Origin of the sequence: Oceanobacillus caeni (genome assembly GCF_042678465.1) — a bacterium.
GTDB lineage: Bacteria > Bacillota > Bacilli > Bacillales > Amphibacillaceae > Oceanobacillus > Oceanobacillus caeni.
This window is the reverse complement of record NZ_JBHTKV010000016.1, coordinates 1-15,600: the sequence shown is the minus strand read 5'-3', so window position 1 is coordinate 15,600 and position 15,600 is coordinate 1. Positions and strand designations below refer to the sequence as shown.

Annotated in this window: 18 protein-coding genes; 13 read left to right on the top strand and 5 right to left on the bottom strand. The window is 34.9% G+C overall.

Annotation, left to right across the window (positions count from 1 at the left end):
* Positions 1-20: 20 nt before the first annotated feature.
* Complete coding sequence (locus ACFQ18_RS11920) at positions 21-575, bottom strand: beta-class carbonic anhydrase (RefSeq protein ID WP_047185258.1); 555 nt, start codon at positions 573-575, stop codon at positions 21-23.
* A gap of 180 nt (positions 576-755) precedes the next feature.
* Between ACFQ18_RS11920 and ACFQ18_RS11915 the strand changes: the two genes are divergently transcribed.
* The 3 genes from ACFQ18_RS11915 to ACFQ18_RS11905 all read left to right on the top strand — a co-directional run bounded on the left by ACFQ18_RS11915 (position 756) and on the right by ACFQ18_RS11905 (position 3,739).
* Positions 756-1,565 (top strand): S1C family serine protease, encoded by an 810-nt coding sequence (locus ACFQ18_RS11915; RefSeq protein ID WP_204798400.1) that lies wholly within the window; start codon positions 756-758, stop codon positions 1,563-1,565.
* Positions 1,566-1,847: 282 nt separating this feature from the next.
* Positions 1,848-2,576 carry an RNA polymerase sigma-I factor gene (gene sigI / locus ACFQ18_RS11910; RefSeq protein ID WP_060667494.1) on the top strand — a complete coding sequence of 243 codons (729 nt, stop codon included), beginning with the start codon at positions 1,848-1,850 and terminating at the stop codon, positions 2,574-2,576.
* A complete protein-coding gene (locus tag ACFQ18_RS11905) occupies positions 2,573-3,739 on the top strand; it encodes an anti-sigma factor domain-containing protein (RefSeq protein ID WP_047185261.1) in 1,167 nt (388 codons plus the stop codon). The genes sigI and ACFQ18_RS11905 overlap by 4 nt, the downstream gene beginning before the upstream one ends.
* A gap of 167 nt (positions 3,740-3,906) precedes the next feature.
* On the opposite strand, the gene ACFQ18_RS11900 is transcribed toward ACFQ18_RS11905, so the two are convergent.
* The gene (locus ACFQ18_RS11900) at positions 3,907-4,140 is read right to left on the bottom strand and encodes a YhdB family protein (protein ID WP_047185262.1); all 234 of its coding nucleotides are present in this window, start codon (positions 4,138-4,140) and stop codon (positions 3,907-3,909) included.
* Between the two features lie 169 nt (positions 4,141-4,309).
* On the opposite strand from ACFQ18_RS11900, the gene ACFQ18_RS11895 reads away from it, so the two are divergent.
* The 6 genes from ACFQ18_RS11895 (at position 4,310) to ACFQ18_RS11870 (ending at position 9,554) form a co-directional block, all read left to right on the top strand.
* Positions 4,310-5,062 (top strand): YhcN/YlaJ family sporulation lipoprotein, encoded by a 753-nt coding sequence (locus tag ACFQ18_RS11895; protein WP_047185263.1) that lies wholly within the window; start codon positions 4,310-4,312, stop codon positions 5,060-5,062.
* A 103-nt stretch (positions 5,063-5,165) separates the two neighbouring features.
* Complete coding sequence (locus tag ACFQ18_RS11890; RefSeq protein WP_047185264.1) at positions 5,166-6,539, top strand: dipeptidase; 1,374 nt, start codon at positions 5,166-5,168, stop codon at positions 6,537-6,539.
* 23 nt (positions 6,540-6,562) lie between these two features.
* Complete coding sequence (locus tag ACFQ18_RS11885; protein ID WP_047185265.1) at positions 6,563-7,324, top strand: (S)-benzoin forming benzil reductase; 762 nt, start codon at positions 6,563-6,565, stop codon at positions 7,322-7,324.
* Positions 7,325-7,465: 141 nt separating this feature from the next.
* A complete protein-coding gene (locus ACFQ18_RS11880; RefSeq protein ID WP_047185266.1) occupies positions 7,466-7,576 on the top strand; it encodes a YjcZ family sporulation protein in 111 nt (36 codons plus the stop codon).
* Between the two features lie 313 nt (positions 7,577-7,889).
* A complete protein-coding gene (map, locus tag ACFQ18_RS11875; protein ID WP_047185267.1) occupies positions 7,890-8,639 on the top strand; it encodes a type I methionyl aminopeptidase in 750 nt (249 codons plus the stop codon).
* 147 nt (positions 8,640-8,786) lie between these two features.
* Positions 8,787-9,554 (top strand): cobalamin-binding protein, encoded by a 768-nt coding sequence (locus ACFQ18_RS11870; RefSeq protein ID WP_060667489.1) that lies wholly within the window; start codon positions 8,787-8,789, stop codon positions 9,552-9,554.
* Between the two features lie 26 nt (positions 9,555-9,580).
* On the opposite strand, the gene ACFQ18_RS11865 is transcribed toward ACFQ18_RS11870, so the two are convergent.
* Positions 9,581-10,453, bottom strand: a complete 873-nt coding sequence (locus tag ACFQ18_RS11865; protein ID WP_047185269.1) for a cation diffusion facilitator family transporter — start codon at positions 10,451-10,453, stop codon at positions 9,581-9,583.
* 222 nt (positions 10,454-10,675) lie between these two features.
* On the opposite strand from ACFQ18_RS11865, the gene ACFQ18_RS11860 reads away from it, so the two are divergent.
* The 3 genes from ACFQ18_RS11860 to ACFQ18_RS11850 all read left to right on the top strand — a co-directional run bounded on the left by ACFQ18_RS11860 (position 10,676) and on the right by ACFQ18_RS11850 (position 12,819).
* Entirely contained in the window at positions 10,676-10,909 is a 234-nt protein-coding gene (locus tag ACFQ18_RS11860; RefSeq protein WP_047185270.1) for a hypothetical protein, read from the top strand.
* A 161-nt stretch (positions 10,910-11,070) separates the two neighbouring features.
* Complete coding sequence (gene fumC / locus ACFQ18_RS11855; protein ID WP_047185271.1) at positions 11,071-12,456, top strand: class II fumarate hydratase; 1,386 nt, start codon at positions 11,071-11,073, stop codon at positions 12,454-12,456.
* A gap of 165 nt (positions 12,457-12,621) precedes the next feature.
* A complete protein-coding gene (locus ACFQ18_RS11850) occupies positions 12,622-12,819 on the top strand; it encodes an alpha/beta-type small acid-soluble spore protein (RefSeq protein WP_047185272.1) in 198 nt (65 codons plus the stop codon).
* A 99-nt stretch (positions 12,820-12,918) separates the two neighbouring features.
* Here ACFQ18_RS11850 and ACFQ18_RS11845 read toward each other — a convergent pair whose 3' ends face one another.
* A complete protein-coding gene (locus ACFQ18_RS11845) occupies positions 12,919-14,016 on the bottom strand; it encodes an ABC transporter ATP-binding protein (protein ID WP_047185273.1) in 1,098 nt (365 codons plus the stop codon).
* 90 nt (positions 14,017-14,106) lie between these two features.
* The gene (locus ACFQ18_RS11840) at positions 14,107-14,994 is read right to left on the bottom strand and encodes a PucR family transcriptional regulator (RefSeq protein WP_060667487.1); all 888 of its coding nucleotides are present in this window, start codon (positions 14,992-14,994) and stop codon (positions 14,107-14,109) included.
* 140 nt (positions 14,995-15,134) lie between these two features.
* On the opposite strand from ACFQ18_RS11840, the gene ACFQ18_RS11835 reads away from it, so the two are divergent.
* The gene (locus tag ACFQ18_RS11835; RefSeq protein WP_047185274.1) at positions 15,135-15,488 is read left to right on the top strand and encodes a YlbF family regulator; all 354 of its coding nucleotides are present in this window, start codon (positions 15,135-15,137) and stop codon (positions 15,486-15,488) included.
* Positions 15,489-15,600 lie beyond the last annotated feature (112 nt).

Genomic DNA, 15,600 nt, shown 5'->3' with positions numbered 1-15,600 from the left:
TTTACTTATTAATTCTCTTATTAGTCTTCTCTAGTAACTACATCCACTTTCCCGGTACCTGGATCGATTACAAGTCCGTGAACTTTAATTCCTTTAGGTAAAAGTGGGTGGTTACGTATTATTTCTACACTCTGTTCTACAGATTCTTCAACTGTATTAAATCCATGGAATTCATCATCAAAATCAATTCCTGAGTGCTTTAGTGTGTCAATCGTCTCTTGTTTAATTCCACGTTCTATCATATTATCTGTTAAAGCATCAACATTTACATGCGACATCCCACAATCATGATGGCCAATTACAACTACTTCATCAGCTTTTAAATTATAGATTGCAACTAAAATACTCTTCATAATACTATCAAAAGGTTTTCGGATGATGGCACCAGCATTTTTCACCATTTTTACATCACCATTTTGAATATTCAAGGAGCGTTGTAATAATTCAATCAGCCTTGATTCCATACAGGTGAAAATAACCATCTTTTTATTAGGATATGTATCCGTTGTGTATGCTTCGTATTCTTTGCTTTCAACGAATTTCCTATTAAATTCTAACATTTCATCAAGATGCATTTTGATCAACTCCATTTCTTTAATAAAATAATATCAGATTTTGTGAGAAAGTCGTAACAATTTTATCTTGATAATATTAATTAACGTCTAACAGAATTAAAAAATAACATGTGGTATAATGAAAATAGATATGGAAGAACCATTTTTAAACGAATGAACGTATATTGCTCGAGGTGATATATGGATAAAAAAATTAATGATAAAACAGATATTATGGATGAAGATTTATATGAAGAAATCGATGATGACGAGTTGTATGAACTGGTCCAAGAAGAACGAAGAAAAGCTTTAGAAAGAGAGAAAATGAGAAAGCACAAGTCACCAAAACGCCCATTTCCGAAATGGGCGTTTTGGCTAATTGCAGTTATGATGGCTTTTAGTCTGTTTTCTACGATTCCTGAAACGTTTTCCATCCTTGCAATCGACTTTTTAAAGACATCAGCAACTTTGTCTAAGGATGAAGATATTCAACAATACAAAAAGGCAGTAGTAGTTGTAGAATCTGAAAATAGTAAGGGGACTGGGTTTGCTATTTCAAGTGATGGGCTTATATTAACGAATCATCACGTCATCGAAAATAAAGATGAAATCGTAGTGGCCTTTCCAGATAATGGTCTTTTTGAAGCAGAAATAGTAACGGCATATCCTTCCATTGATATGGCTTTGTTAAAAGTTGAAGGAGAAGACTTACCATATTTAACCTTATCAGATACTTCCTTTGCTCAGGAAGAAGAAATACAGTTTATTGGAAATCCATTACGATTTAATGGAATCGCTAATGAAGGACACATTGTTGGCACTACCATGTTAAAGGATTGGGAAGAAAACGTGGTGATGATTAACGCCCCTGTCTATCGCGGAAATAGTGGAAGTCCTGTCTTAAATCGGAATGGAGAGGTAATTGGAGTTATTTTTGCGACTTTAGATGATAAATCACACGGTAAAGTTGGATTGTTTGTACCGATTCAATTATTCATTAGTGGGGGATAAAGGCCCCCCACTGTTGGAAGTCTTCTTTATCACCACAATGAAATAAATGGTCATGGATATTTAAATAAAATGTAATGTTTTTGAGATAGCTTCTCTACATTGGTTGCGATACGATAGGGTATGTCGAAGTGGATCGAAAAATGTCGTGACACGAATTAGAAAATGGTGGAATGAAAATGTTAGTTTCTCTAGTAAATCAAATAAATAATAATAGTATGAAACCACACCCAAAAAGTTTCTGTATACTACGAAAAATATATTATCAGGGGGTGCTCCTGTTTAATGATTAATAAAACAGTACAAGAAAAACCCCTTGAGCAGTTGATTATTTCTGCGCAAAATGGAGATACAGAAGTACACAATTATCTGTTAAAAACGTATCAACCATTTGTAGCAAAATGTGTTTCGGATGTTTGTAAACGATATATCAATCCCCAGCACGATGATGAATTCAGTATAGGATTAACAGCTTTTAATGATGCGATTTTTTCCTATTCGATTGAAAAAGGTAGTTCATTTTTGAATTTCGCGAGCATTGTCATCAAACGGAAAGTGATTGATTATATTCGTTACAGTCAAAAGGGCGTTAAAACAGTTTCTATTGATGAGGATTTTGATGATGATCAATTGGAAAACCCTACCGAAATCCGTATTGCTAAGGAGCATTATCAAGAAAAAGAAAATGCGGCCATGTTAAGGGATGAAATTGAAGAATTTAAGAAAAAGCTCTCAGAGTACAAATTAAGTCTTATGGAGCTTACAGAAGTTTCTCCAAAACATAATGATGCAAGAGAATCGGCTGTTCGAACGGCACGTATTTTATATGCGGATAAAGATTTGCGAGAATATGTTTGGAAAAAGAAAAAACTGCCGATTAAAGGGCTTTCCAAGCAGGTGGATGTAAGTAAAAAAACATTAGAACGTAACCGAAAATTCATTTTGGCCATTTTTATTGTTCTAAGTGAAGATTTTATATATTTGAAGGACTATCTTAAGGGTGTGGGTCTGTGAAAAAAGGAATTATACTCGAACGACATCGAAAATATACTATCTTAATGACGAAAGATGGGGCTTTTTTAAAAGGGAAAGTTTACGTAAAGGATGCACAAATAGGTGATGAGGTTGTATTTGAACCAATTTACCCAAAGAGGTTTTTTTTCCTATCCAAAAATAATAAAAGGCATTTACCAGCTAGAATATTAACGGTTGCATGTATCGTACTGGTTTGTCTTTTTCTTCCCTTTTATTTTTCCCCAAACGATAAAACGTATGCGTATGTTACAGTCGATATTAACCCTAGTATAGAATTAGAGGTAGATGAAAATTATACTGTACGAAAAATACATGCTATGAATGATGATGCAGAACAAATAATGGGAGAATTAACGAATTATTTAAACGAAAATTTGGAAACAGTCATTCAGATGATTATGAATACAAGTGAGGAAAATGGGTTAATAAACAACGGGAAAAATATATTAGTTGGAATAAGTTATATGGATGAAGAAAAAACAGATGATGAACAAAAGATTTTAAAGGAAATTGAAAACCATTTTGAGGAAAATAAACCTGATTGGAATCTTGCTGCTTTTAATGTTCCGAAAGATATTCGTGACTTGGCAAACGAACAAGAGACGTCAATGAATAAACTGATGGCTAAACAATTGATTATTGGCCAAGAACCGGAATCTATTCAATCTCTTCAAAATGAGGATTTTCTTGATATTTCAGAAGTAGAAATCATGGATACTTTCTTTAAATCTACAGATAATGCGGAAGAGAAAACAGATGAAGAAGAGATAGTAAATGAAGAGGAACCACAGGAAGATCATGAAGAAGAAATGGAAAATGATGAAAATGTTGAAATGAACGATGACATCAACGATGAAACGAACGAGGAAGTTAATACCCCTAATCCACCCCAGGAATCTGAAGTTGAAGAACATACGGAAACCAATGAGGAAGAAAATATACCAACTGATGAAGATTCAAAGGAAGACCCACATCCAAGTGAATTAAAAGGTAAAAATGGCGAGATTAATTCTAACGGTAATAATATAAAAAAGAATAGCGATCAACATCCAAGTCAAAATAAAAAGGATAATGATCAGGCCAATTGGAAGGATGAAAATCATCCGAGTAATCAAAAAGGAAAGAACGGAAATAATGAATAAACATGAAAGGAAAAGCAAATTATTGCTTTTCCTTTTAATTTTCCAGCTTCAGCGCTAAAGCCGTAGCAAGATCCTTCACCTCATGACACGATAAAGAAGACTTGCCGATGGTGAAACCTGAGGCTTAGTCGCACTTATACCCTTGAGGTGAAAGTCGCTCCGCTTTTCTATACTTCCATCGTCATAGTAGGTGTTTGTTTCATTGCATGGTCTATATAATAAAGAAGGTTGTCATGGGATTCCATTACCTTCTGCTGATCAAGGGAATATCGGTAAGAATGCAGAAAATGCTGGATCTTTTTGGAAAGCATATCATCTTTTGTTCGTACCATCAATACAAGTAAATCATCCCATTGTCCCCAAAGCGTATAATATAAGGCTTTGTCATAATCAGGCACCATTTTACCCCTCCTTAACATTCAGGGTTACTACTATCATGCCCATTGTTAAGGTAACATGTGTATTTTAGTTTATGGTTGGATTACCAGAAATAGTATCAACATTTATCGAATATTGTTCTCCTTAGGAATCATACTATGACTGATTCATAATCAAAAGGAGGAAACAAATTTGAAGAAAAAGCTCTTATCTGGCGCAGTTGTTGTAACAATGGCTTTAGTGGGATGTCAAGCGGGGGATCAAGGAGCCGCTCCTGGTAATATGGATCAAAACAGGAATAACACTGGTGACGGAATGACCAACGTTCGTAACTACACATTAGAACGCGATGCAGATCGTTTCCAAAACCGTGATAATCGATATTTAACCAATAATGATATATTTAATAATGACAATGGAAATCGAGTAGGAGATCGAAACGATGGTTTCCGTAATGTCGCAGATCGAAATGACGGCGTTCGTAATGTTGGGGACCGAAATGATGGCGTTCGTAACAATAACAATACTCGTTATGAAGTATCCAAAGAAGCAGCAAATCAAATTTCTAAGAAAGTAAAAGAAATTGATAATGTCTATGTATTAACCACGGATAATAACGCATATGTTGCTGCGGAATTAGATACAGACAACAATAACAACAATAACGGTAACAACAACAATAACAATATTAACAACAATAATGTTAATAACAATGATAATGACATGTTTGATGATCAATTATCAGATCATGTCAAAAAAGAAATATCAGATATTGTTCGTTCAGTTGACAACGATATAGACAATGTTTACGTCTCCACAAACCCAGATTTCTTTAATTTAGCAAATAATTATTCGAATGATGTTGACCGTGGTAAACCAGTGGAAGGATTCTTTGACCAATTTGGTAATATGATTGAACGCCTATTCCCACAGAATAAAAGGTAAATAAAACTTCTTGCAAGCAACTAATGATGGTTGCTTGCTTCTTTTTTTATTTTTTTAAAAATATGCTAAAATGAATGAAAACGTTTATGCGGAGGGAAAAAAGATGAGTGAAAAGGCGTTAAAGTATTTGAAAGAACATCAAGAGGAATTAATATCTAAATTGAATGAGTTCTTATCCATTCCTAGTATTAGTACAGACAGTAAATATAGAGATGATGTAAATAAAGCTTGTGATTTCCTTGTTACATATTTGAATGATATACGATTTGAAAAAGTTGAAAAGCAGCAAACGAACGGACATCCGATTGTTTATGCAGAATATAATGGAGCTGGTTCAACTGCACCTACTGTACTGTTTTACGGACATTACGATGTGCAACCGGTAGATCCAATTGACAAATGGGATAGTGATCCTTTTAAACCAGAGATAAGAGATGGAAGACTGTATGCGCGAGGGTCAAGTGATGATAAGGGACAAGTATTTATGCATCTAGCCGTATTTGAGGCATATATGAATACAGAGGGAAGGCTTCCAATTAACGTGAAAGTTTGTATTGAAGGGGAAGAAGAAATTGGTAGTAAGAATTTATATGAAATTTTACAAAGCAAAAAAGAACAATTCCAAGCCGATTTTGCCGTTATTTCAGATTCTGGAATGGTAGCGAAAAATCAACCAACCATTTTATACGGATTAAAAGGGTTTACTGGTATTGAAATTACGGTAACGGGACCGAATCATGATCTTCATTCAGGTATGTACGGTGGTGCAGTAAGAAACCCTATAATGGCTTTAAGTCATATTTTATCCACAATGAAAAATGAAGAGGAAGTCATTACGATTGATGGTTTTTATGATGGTGTTGAGCCATTGACGGATGAAGAAAGGAAACTAATTGCTGAGGTGCCGAGTGAAGACTTTGTGAAGGCGACAGGAATTCCGGAAACAGTTTCGGAAAAAGGATATTCTCCAAAAGAGCATACAATGGGACGACCGACTTTGGAATTAAATGGGATATATGGCGGGTATCAGGGAGAAGGGACCAAGACAATCATCCCTTCATCAGCTACTGCAAAAATTACGTGTCGATTAGTTCCAGGGCAAGATCCAGAAAACATTCAATACTTATTGGAACAACATGTCCATCGTGTAGCGCCAAAAGGTGTTGTAGTAGAAGTGAAAAAAGAAAAATTATCAGCTAAGGCATATAAAGTAGAACCAACACATCCTTTAATTAAAAAGGCGGCTGAAAGTTATACAAAAGCTTTTGGTAAAGAAACCGTCTATATTCGCATGGGTGGTTCGATTCCAGTTGTAGAATGGATAGAAGCTATTTATCAAATTCCAATTGTATTATTAGGGTTTGGTACACCTGAAGATCGATTACATTCCCCAAATGAAAGCTTTCCTATGGATAGTTTGGAAAAGGGAATGGAAACATTAGTTTACTATTGGGATAACGTTAAATCAAAAGAATAAAATGAGGAACAGGGGGAGTAATAGTGACGAAATTCGCCATCATTACTGGTGTTTCAAGAGGGTTAGGAGAAGGTCTAGCAAAGTTATTTTTAGAATCTGGTGTTCACGTTATAGGAATATCAAGAACGAATAATCATAAATTACCAAAAATAGCGGAAGAGAATAATCAAATTTATAAGCATTTTAGTTGTAATTTAAGCGACCCTGACGAAGTAGATGACACTTTTGAACAATTAAAAGATTTCGTTTTCATACCGGAATTAACGGAAGTCTTTCTAATTAATAATGCTGCTGCTGTCGAACCGATGGATCAAGCAATGAATATCAAAAAAGAAGATCTAGTTAATCACATCCATGTGAATATGATAGCTCCTATGTTAATAACGAATTCCTTCCTAAACGAAGCAAATAAGCATGAGCATGTACAAGCTATAGCTGTCGAAGTTACATCAGGAGCAGGGAAACGACCAATTTTTGGATGGAGTACGTATTGTTCTACGAAAGCAGGTATTAATCTGTATACAGAAACCGTTGCCCTGGAACAGGAGGAATTGAACACAGGAAACAAAGTAATTGCATTTAATCCAGGAGTTATGGATACACAAATGCAGGAAACTATTCGGTCGATGGATAAAGGTGCTTTTTTAGATGTGGAACGTTATCGAAAATTAAAAGCGGAAAACCAATTAAACAGTCCCGTTGACGTAGCTAGTGTATTAATTGATATTTTAAATGATGAAGGTGTGATCAATGGGAAATTATATAATATTACAGATTATCTCTGATTATAAACATTATTAGGTGTATAATGTGACTTAGGTGTTCGCCCAAATACTTGATAAATCCTAAGTTTTCTAAAAATCCCTTCCCATTTTGAATTCTAATTGAATATAGTAAATTAGCCTTTAAAAGAGGGAGGGAAAGTTATGAGTAAAGAATTTTTTGGAGGTTTCGGCTCAGGCTTTGCGCTGTTAGTCGTTCTATTTATCCTTCTAATTATTATTGGTACTTCCTATACAGGAGGATGCGTATATTAAGAAAAAATGCAGTGGGTAACCCACTGCATTTTCAAGCTTCTGAGGGACAAAAAAGGTAGGTAGGAAGTTCGGTAAGTGCGACTAACTATCAGTGGGGGATGAAGGAACCCCCCATTGATGGAAGTCGGTCACTAAAGTAAATCCATAAAATCTGCAAGAAGTTTAACTTTATGATAAAATTTATGTGGTATCGATAATTAGTTAGGTATAGCTTTTATATAGAAGTAAGAAGCTAAGAAGTATCTTAGTTGTACTTATGCAGGAGAAAAATTTTATATATTTTCCAATCTGCCAAAAGAAAGGAAGAAGATAGTTGATTACTCGTAAAAGTAAACGTGAAATTGAGAAGATGCAAGCGGCAGGCGATTTGCTTGTTAAAACACATAAAGAAATAGCAAAAATGATTAGACCTGGTATTACAACAATGGAGATTGATGCTTTTGTCGAAGATTTTCTAACTAAGAATGGAGCAACTCCTGAGCAAAAGGGATATAATGGCTATGAATATGCAACATGTGCCTCCATAAACGATGAAATATGTCATGGTTTTCCCCGAAATGAGAAACTGAAAGATGGAGATATCGTAACCATTGATATGGTAGTGAATATAGATGGGGGATTGGCAGATTCAGCTTGGACATATGCAGTTGGAAACGTAGATGAAAAAGGGAAACACTTAATGGCTGTAACAAAAGAATCCCTTTATAAAGGAATTGAGCAGGCACAAGTTGGAAATCGCATTGGTGATATTGGTCATGCTATCCAAACTTTTGCAGAAGCTGAAGGTTTTTCAGTTGTCCGTGACTTTACTGGGCATGGAATTGGCCCTACCCTTCACGAAGATCCACACATCCCACATTTTGGTTTGCCAAATAAAGGAATGCGCCTAAAAGAAGGAATGGTTATTACAATCGAGCCAATGATTAACGAAGGTGATTGGAGAAGTAAGATGGATTCGAACGGTTGGACAGCAAGAACAGTTGATAAAGGCCGTTCTGCACAGTATGAACATACAATTGTCATTACAAAAGATGGTCCACTTATCATAACAGATCAAGATTAGAAAGCTTAACATTCGCTACAGGAAGAAAGTTTACTCTTTTCTTACTGCTAAATAATATATCTATTCAACGTCCAGAAAATGCAGATTTTTAGACCTAGCATTTTCTGGACGTTTCTTTATAAAGTTAAAAATGAGAGGAGAAATTTTATGCGAGTTGTATCGATTTGTCCGAGTAACACAGAGATTGTAGCCTATTTAGGATTAACTAAAGTTTTAGTAGGGGTGGATAATTATTCGGACTGGCCAGCATCTATTCAAAATTTACCAAAGGTTGGTCCAGACCTCTCTATAGATATGGATAAGGTGGAGGATATGAAACCCGATCTTGTACTTGCTTCTTTAAGTGTGCCTGGTATGGAGAAGAACATTAAAGCATTGGATGAAAGAAAGATACCATATATTATTTTAAATCCAAATTCACTCCAAGAGATTGCAAAGGACATTCAAACAGTGGGGGAAGCACTAGGGTTTAGCGACTTAGGTGAAGAAAAGGCTAAACAATTCTTAGGTGATATAGAAGGGATTAGAAATAAATTTCAATCAAATGAGAAAAAAACTAAATTATACTGGGAATGGTGGCCTAAACCAATATTTACTCCAGGTGGATTGAACTGGCTGTCTGAAATTAGTGAAATAGCTGGTGGAGAGAATATTTTCTCATCAGAAAAAGTCGCAAGTGTTCAGACAGATTGGGATGATGTAAAAGAACGAAATCCAGACCATATTTGTATGGTATGGGTGGGGGTGAAAGAGGAAAAAATGCGCCCGGAATTGGTGATCAAAAGACCGGGATGGAGTGAGATGCCAGCAATAAAAAATAAAAAGATTCATGTTTTAGAGGAATCACTATTTTGTAGACCATCCCCAAGATTATTAGATGGATTAAGAAAACTAGTGTCAATTATACATGAATAGTTAAATAGGCTGTTATTTTGAACAGCCTATTTACAGTATGGTTCGATATGGATATGCACATAAGTTATTTTATGTTGGTCATACAAGTAATTTTCAATATCTTCGGTTATGCGATGGCTTTGAATGACATTTAAATTGGGATCAACTAATATGGTTACATCTAAAAGTGATTGATTTCCGTGGATTCTCCCTTTCACATCAATCACTTCTTTTACTTCCTTCACTTTTTCAATACTTGCTTGAATCTCTTTTAATCTATCCTCTTCAAAACCATCTGTCAGAGTGAGGGTTGCTTCCCTGAAAATATCCAAAGCTGTTTTACAAATGATGATTCCCACAACAAAGCCTGCAAGCGGGTCAAGCCAGAATAGTCCAAATTGCGCACCGATAATTCCTACAAATGCTCCAATACTTACTAGAGCATCTGATTTATTATCTTGTGCGGCTGCATTCAATGAGCTACTTTCTATTTTCTTAGCAAGTTTAACATTGAACTGGTAAACAAAAAACATAACAATAGCCGCACCTAGAGCTGTCCAAGCAGTTAATAAATTGGGAGCCTCCGACACTTTATTAGAAATGACTTTTTGGAATGTATCGAAAATAACCTGTATCCCTATAAACGCCATAATAAAAGCTGCAAATAAGGAGGCAATCGTTTCGACCCGGTAATGACCATATGGATGATCGTTATCAGGTGGTTTACGGGAAATTTTCAATCCAACTAAGACGGCTATTGATGCGATAACATCTGTTGCATTATTTAATCCATCAGCACGTAAGGCATCAGAGTCACCAACATAAGCAATAAGCAATTTTATAATAGAAAGAGTGATATAAGCTATTATGCTTATCCATGCTCCTTTTTCAGCCTGCTTTAAGTTATCTGCGTAATTCATCTTATTTCCTCCGCTATGTTGTTACCTAAATTCTCTCATATGTAAATTTCATAGTCTAAAGAAAAGACAGGATATGTAAGAAGTTTAATTATTATGATTACAGGGAATGAAATAAATACCTTACTTATTATGAATCAAAAGTCATCATGTATTTGTAAAAATAAGTGTTGAGATTTTTCTAAAAAATTATTATAATATTAAAAAGGTTAAGGGGGAGTTCTCTTGAAACAACAAAAAGTAATATACAACTTTCGTCGCTATGCAGGTACGGAACTTTATGCAAGAAAAGAAATCCCTTATGAGTTTGGTTTAAATGCACAGTTAATGTTGGATGAGATTTGCTTTAACTGGAATAAACAAAAAATATTGGACAAGATCCATTATTCGATTGAGACAGATAATAAAGATGAATTTTTAAAATATAGCCAAGTGTATATGGACTACGTTTGGGAGTAGAAAAATAGGAAGCCTCGCCATTATTGGTGGGGCTTTTTGTAGTTTTTTATCCAACTTCTTTATAAAATTACCTTAAACCTAGTATATTTAGTACCTTATTTGTTATGAAATTTGTTACAATATAGTTGATAGTAAAAGTAACATAGGGGAGGAATTACAGGATGGAATACCGTGTTGAAAGAGATACATTAGGGGAAATTAATGTACCAGCAGACAAATTCTGGGGTGCACAAACACAACGTAGTAAACAAAACTTTCCTATTGGAAATGAATTAATGCCAAAAGAAGTTGTTCGTGCATTTGCGATTTTGAAGAAAAGTGCGGCAAAAGCTAATAGTGATCTAGGTTTATTAGATAGTAAAAAGGCCGAAGCTATTGCCTATGCAGCAGATCAAATTATTGAAGGGAAAATAGATGACCATTTCCCATTAGTAGTTTGGCAAACTGGCAGTGGTACACAATCGAATATGAATGTCAATGAAGTAATCGCACATGTTGGAAATAAATGGCTATTAGAAAATGGTAGCGATTTAATCCTTCATCCTAATGATGATGTAAATAAATCACAAAGTTCTAATGATACATACCCAACAGCTATGCATGTTGCTTTCGTATTAAAATTAGAAGATGAAGTACTTCCTGCTGTGAAAACATTAAAAAATACACTTAAAGGAAAAATCGATGCGTTTTCTGATATCGTAAAAATTGGACGAACTCACCTTCAAGATGCTACACCACTAACATTAGGACAAGAAATTAGTGGATGGCATCGTATGCTTGAAAAATCAGAAATGATGATTAAGGAAAGTGTTGAGCATATTAAAGAATTAGCAATTGGGGGAACAGCAGTTGGTACAGGCCTAAATGCACATCCTGAATTCTCAGAACGTGTATGTCAGGCGATTAGTGAATTTACTGGAAAAACATTTGTTTCCGCGCCAAACAAGTTTCATTCTTTAACCAGTCATGACGAATCTGTATATGCTCATGGTGCACTAAAAGGTCTTGCTGCGGACATGATGAAGATTGCTAATGATGTCCGGTGGTTAGCAAGTGGCCCACGTTGCGGAATTGGGGAAATTACCATACCAGCGAATGAACCAGGAAGCTCGATAATGCCTGGTAAAGTTAATCCAACTCAAAGTGAAGCAGTTACAATGGTGTCTGCACAAGTAATGGGTAATGATGCTACAATTGGCTTTGCAGCAAGCCAAGGTAACTTTGAATTAAATGTATTCAAACCAGTTATTGCTTATAACTTCTTACAATCTTGTCAATTACTAGCCGATAGTATTCTTTCTTTTGATGAGCGTTGTGCTCAAGGAATCGAACCAAACCATGAACAAATTGAAAAGAATTTAAATGATTCCTTAATGCTAGTAACTGCATTAAATCCACATATTGGATATGAAAATGCAGCAAAAATTGCTAAAACAGCATTTAATGAAAACTCAACATTAAAAGAAACCGCTGTTAAATTAGGATTGCTGACAGCGGAAGAATTTGATGAATTTGTAAAACCGGAAGAAATGACACATCCTAAATAATGAATAGCAAACGCTTGGAGTAATAGAAAGTTTACTCCAAGCGTTTATTTTTTGTAGTAGCTGTTGAATTGGAATTATATCTACATTTTACCAATGTTTTTTTGTAATAGGATTTATAAAAATAACAGACAATAGAAATACAACAAACAAGGAGGTGAGATAAAAATGGCAAGCAACAATTCTAACCAATTATTAGTTCCTGGGGTTGAGCAAGCTCTAAACCAAATGAAGGTTGAAATCGCATCTGAATTTGGTGTGAACTTAGGTGCAGACACTACTTCTCGTGCTAACGGTTCTGTTGGTGGAGAAATTACAAAACGTCTAGTACACACAGCTCAACAACAACTAAATGGTGGACAATAAATTTAATATAGAAATGGCATAAGAGGAAAGCAAAGGCTTTCCTCTTTTTAGAGGGGCGTCAAAAAATCGAGCACCATGTACTCGATTTTTGATTAAAACTTATTTAATACGGCTTTCTGTTTCTGCATCAAAGAAATGTACACGGTTCATATCAAATGCCAAATCAATTTGATCTCCACCATTGATATTGGAACGTGAATCTACTCGGGCAACAAATTCTTGGCCAGCTACGGAAGAATATAGATAGGATTCAGCCCCCATTAGTTCTGATACATCAATTTTTACATTGAGTTTTGTTTCAGGAGAGGCAGCGATGAATGCCGGCTCGTCATGGATATCTTCTGGACGCATACCTAAAATAACGTCTTTATTTGTATATCCTTGTTCACGTAACGATTTCATTCTACCTTCTGGAACTTTTATTTTAACGTCTCCTATTTCAAAATAACCGTCTGTTATTTTACCATGAAAGAAGTTCATTGCGGGCGACCCAATAAATCCGGCAACAAATACATTTTCAGGAAGATCATAAACTTCTTTTGGTGAACCGATTTGTTGGATTATTCCATCTTTCATAACTACAAGCCGTGTAGCCATTGTCATCGCTTCTGTTTGATCATGTGTTACATAAATGGTAGTTGTTTGTAATCTTTGGTGTAGTTTTTGAATTTCAGCACGCATTTGAACACGAAGTTTTGCATCTAGGTTTGATAAAGGCTCGTCCATTAAGAATACTTTTGCATCTCTTACTATTGCACGACCAAGAGCAACACGTTGACGTTGACCACCTGAAAGGGCCTTTGGTTTACGGTCTAAATAAGCTTCAAGGCCTAAAATTTTGGCCGCATTATTCACACGTTTGTTAATTTCCTCTTTGCTAAATTTACGTAGTTTTAATCCAAACGCCATATTATCAAATACAGACATATGTGGATAAAGAGCATAGTTTTGGAATACCATCGCGATATCACGATCTTTAGGAGCAACATCGTTCATACGTTTACCATCAATATAAAAATCTCCACCTGAAATTTCTTCCAATCCAGCAACCATACGTAGTGTAGTAGATTTACCACAACCAGAAGGACCTACGAAGACGATAAATTCTTTGTCTTTGATATGTAGATTGAAGTCCTTTACTGCAACTACTTCTTTATCATATTTTTTTTGTATATGTTCTAATCTTAATTCAGCCATTTTTATTACCTCCAATTTGGTGTAAGCGGTTAATTATATTGTATGGTTTATGGAGAATTCTGAAAATGGTAGACGTGCACAAAGAATAGACTATTTCTTGTGCACCATGGACAATATCGCTAAATATACAGCCATTGCACCACTGAATTGTCTAACATCTATACCGGTTTTATCAATAAATTTATCTAATCGATATTGTAAGCTATTGCGATGTAAATGTAGTTTTTTTGCAGCAGTAGTTACATTTTGATTACTTAGAATAAATACCTTAATGGAATGGAGTAGATCTTGATCATTTGTCAATTCGCCTAATATCATATCTTTCGTTTTTTGTAAAAATTCCTTTTCTGCTTGGTGGATCAGAAGATAGGGAATCGCATCAACATACGTAACAACTGATTGGTCTGTATAGTGAAATGCAATATTAGCTTCCTTTATAAAAGTTGTATAAAAATCATTTAATCTTTCCAACTTATTCATATATGGTCCGATGCAAAAGCGTATGTTTATATATAAATCGCTCATTAATACGTCAATCATTTGTTCATAGGATATCGATTCATCCGAAATGTTAGGTTTTTCTTCGATGATAACCCCTTGATGATCGTTTTCCCACATGATTGCTACAGGGTTTGTATAGAAATTATGTATTGCTTCTTTAAATAGTTTTGGTTCCATTGGAGTGTTCTTTGTAGAAAAATAAACAAAACGAAATGTATTAACATATTCATTATTAGTATTAGTATGAATTCGTTGATTCCAAATTTGTTCTAATTCTGTAGGTTGAGGAATAAAAATATGGTATGGTGTAAGAAAAGCCGATAATATTTCTTCATCTTTATGGGTTAGTTCCTTTTTATCAATCCCAATTATTTTATGATCATCTGTTATAAACCAACTATATTTTTCTGGAATATTAACTCCTTCATCTTTATAGCATAAAGATGGGAATATTTTCTTTAGATCATTCATATACATGTAATTCCTCTTTTCTATCATATATATCCATTTTAACATGGTAGTGGTGATTCATTGAAATTAAATAATGACTTATGGGTATACATGGGAAATCACGTTTGATATAGTGGATAAGAATAAAAATCTAGGAGGGTACGTTTTTGGCTAATATTCATGATAGTGCGTACGATTTGGAGAAAGCAATTCGAGAAAGTGAGGAATTTAATCATTTAAAAAATTCCTTTGAAGCAGTAATGAGTAATCCACAAGCAAAACAATTATTTGAACGTTTTCGCGATACACAAATGCAATTACAAGAAAAACAAATGCAAGGATTAGATATAACGGAAGAAGAAGTAGAACAAGCTCGCACAGTTGTAGAAGAAGTACAACAACATAGTGATATTTCTAAACTAATGGAAGATGAACAACAACTAAATCTTTTAATTAATGATATTAGTAAAATTATTACAAAACCATTAGAAGAGCTTTATGGAAATCCGGATCATCAGTAATACGAGAAACGACTTCACCATGTGAAGTCGTTTCTTTTGTGCGCCCGGCATGGGTGCAATCTCTAGGGTGAAAGTCCCGAGCCGTGAAGACAGAAGTAGCGGTTAGCTCAAC

Bases quoted from the DNA above. Each gene is read 5' to 3' on its own strand.
- ACFQ18_RS11840 (WP_060667487.1), bottom strand. From the start codon at position 14,994: ATGTATATGAATGATCTAAAGAAAATATTCCCATCTTTATGCTATAAA.
- ACFQ18_RS11880 (WP_047185266.1), top strand. From the start codon at position 7,466: ATGAGTAAAGAATTTTTTGGAGGTTTCGGCTCAGGCTTTGCGCTGTTA.
- ACFQ18_RS11900 (WP_047185262.1), bottom strand. From the start codon at position 4,140: ATGGTGCCTGATTATGACAAAGCCTTATATTATACGCTTTGGGGACAA.
- ACFQ18_RS11845 (WP_047185273.1), bottom strand. From the start codon at position 14,016: ATGGCTGAATTAAGATTAGAACATATACAAAAAAAATATGATAAAGAA.
- sigI (WP_060667494.1), top strand. From the start codon at position 1,848: ATGATTAATAAAACAGTACAAGAAAAACCCCTTGAGCAGTTGATTATT.
- ACFQ18_RS11850 (WP_047185272.1), top strand. From the start codon at position 12,622: ATGGCAAGCAACAATTCTAACCAATTATTAGTTCCTGGGGTTGAGCAA.
- fumC (WP_047185271.1), top strand. From the start codon at position 11,071: ATGGAATACCGTGTTGAAAGAGATACATTAGGGGAAATTAATGTACCA.
- ACFQ18_RS11865 (WP_047185269.1), bottom strand. From the start codon at position 10,453: ATGAATTACGCAGATAACTTAAAGCAGGCTGAAAAAGGAGCATGGATA.
- ACFQ18_RS11890 (WP_047185264.1), top strand. From the start codon at position 5,166: ATGAGTGAAAAGGCGTTAAAGTATTTGAAAGAACATCAAGAGGAATTA.
- ACFQ18_RS11915 (WP_204798400.1), top strand. From the start codon at position 756: ATGGATAAAAAAATTAATGATAAAACAGATATTATGGATGAAGATTTA.
- ACFQ18_RS11870 (WP_060667489.1), top strand. From the start codon at position 8,787: ATGCGAGTTGTATCGATTTGTCCGAGTAACACAGAGATTGTAGCCTAT.
- ACFQ18_RS11920 (WP_047185258.1), bottom strand. From the start codon at position 575: ATGCATCTTGATGAAATGTTAGAATTTAATAGGAAATTCGTTGAAAGC.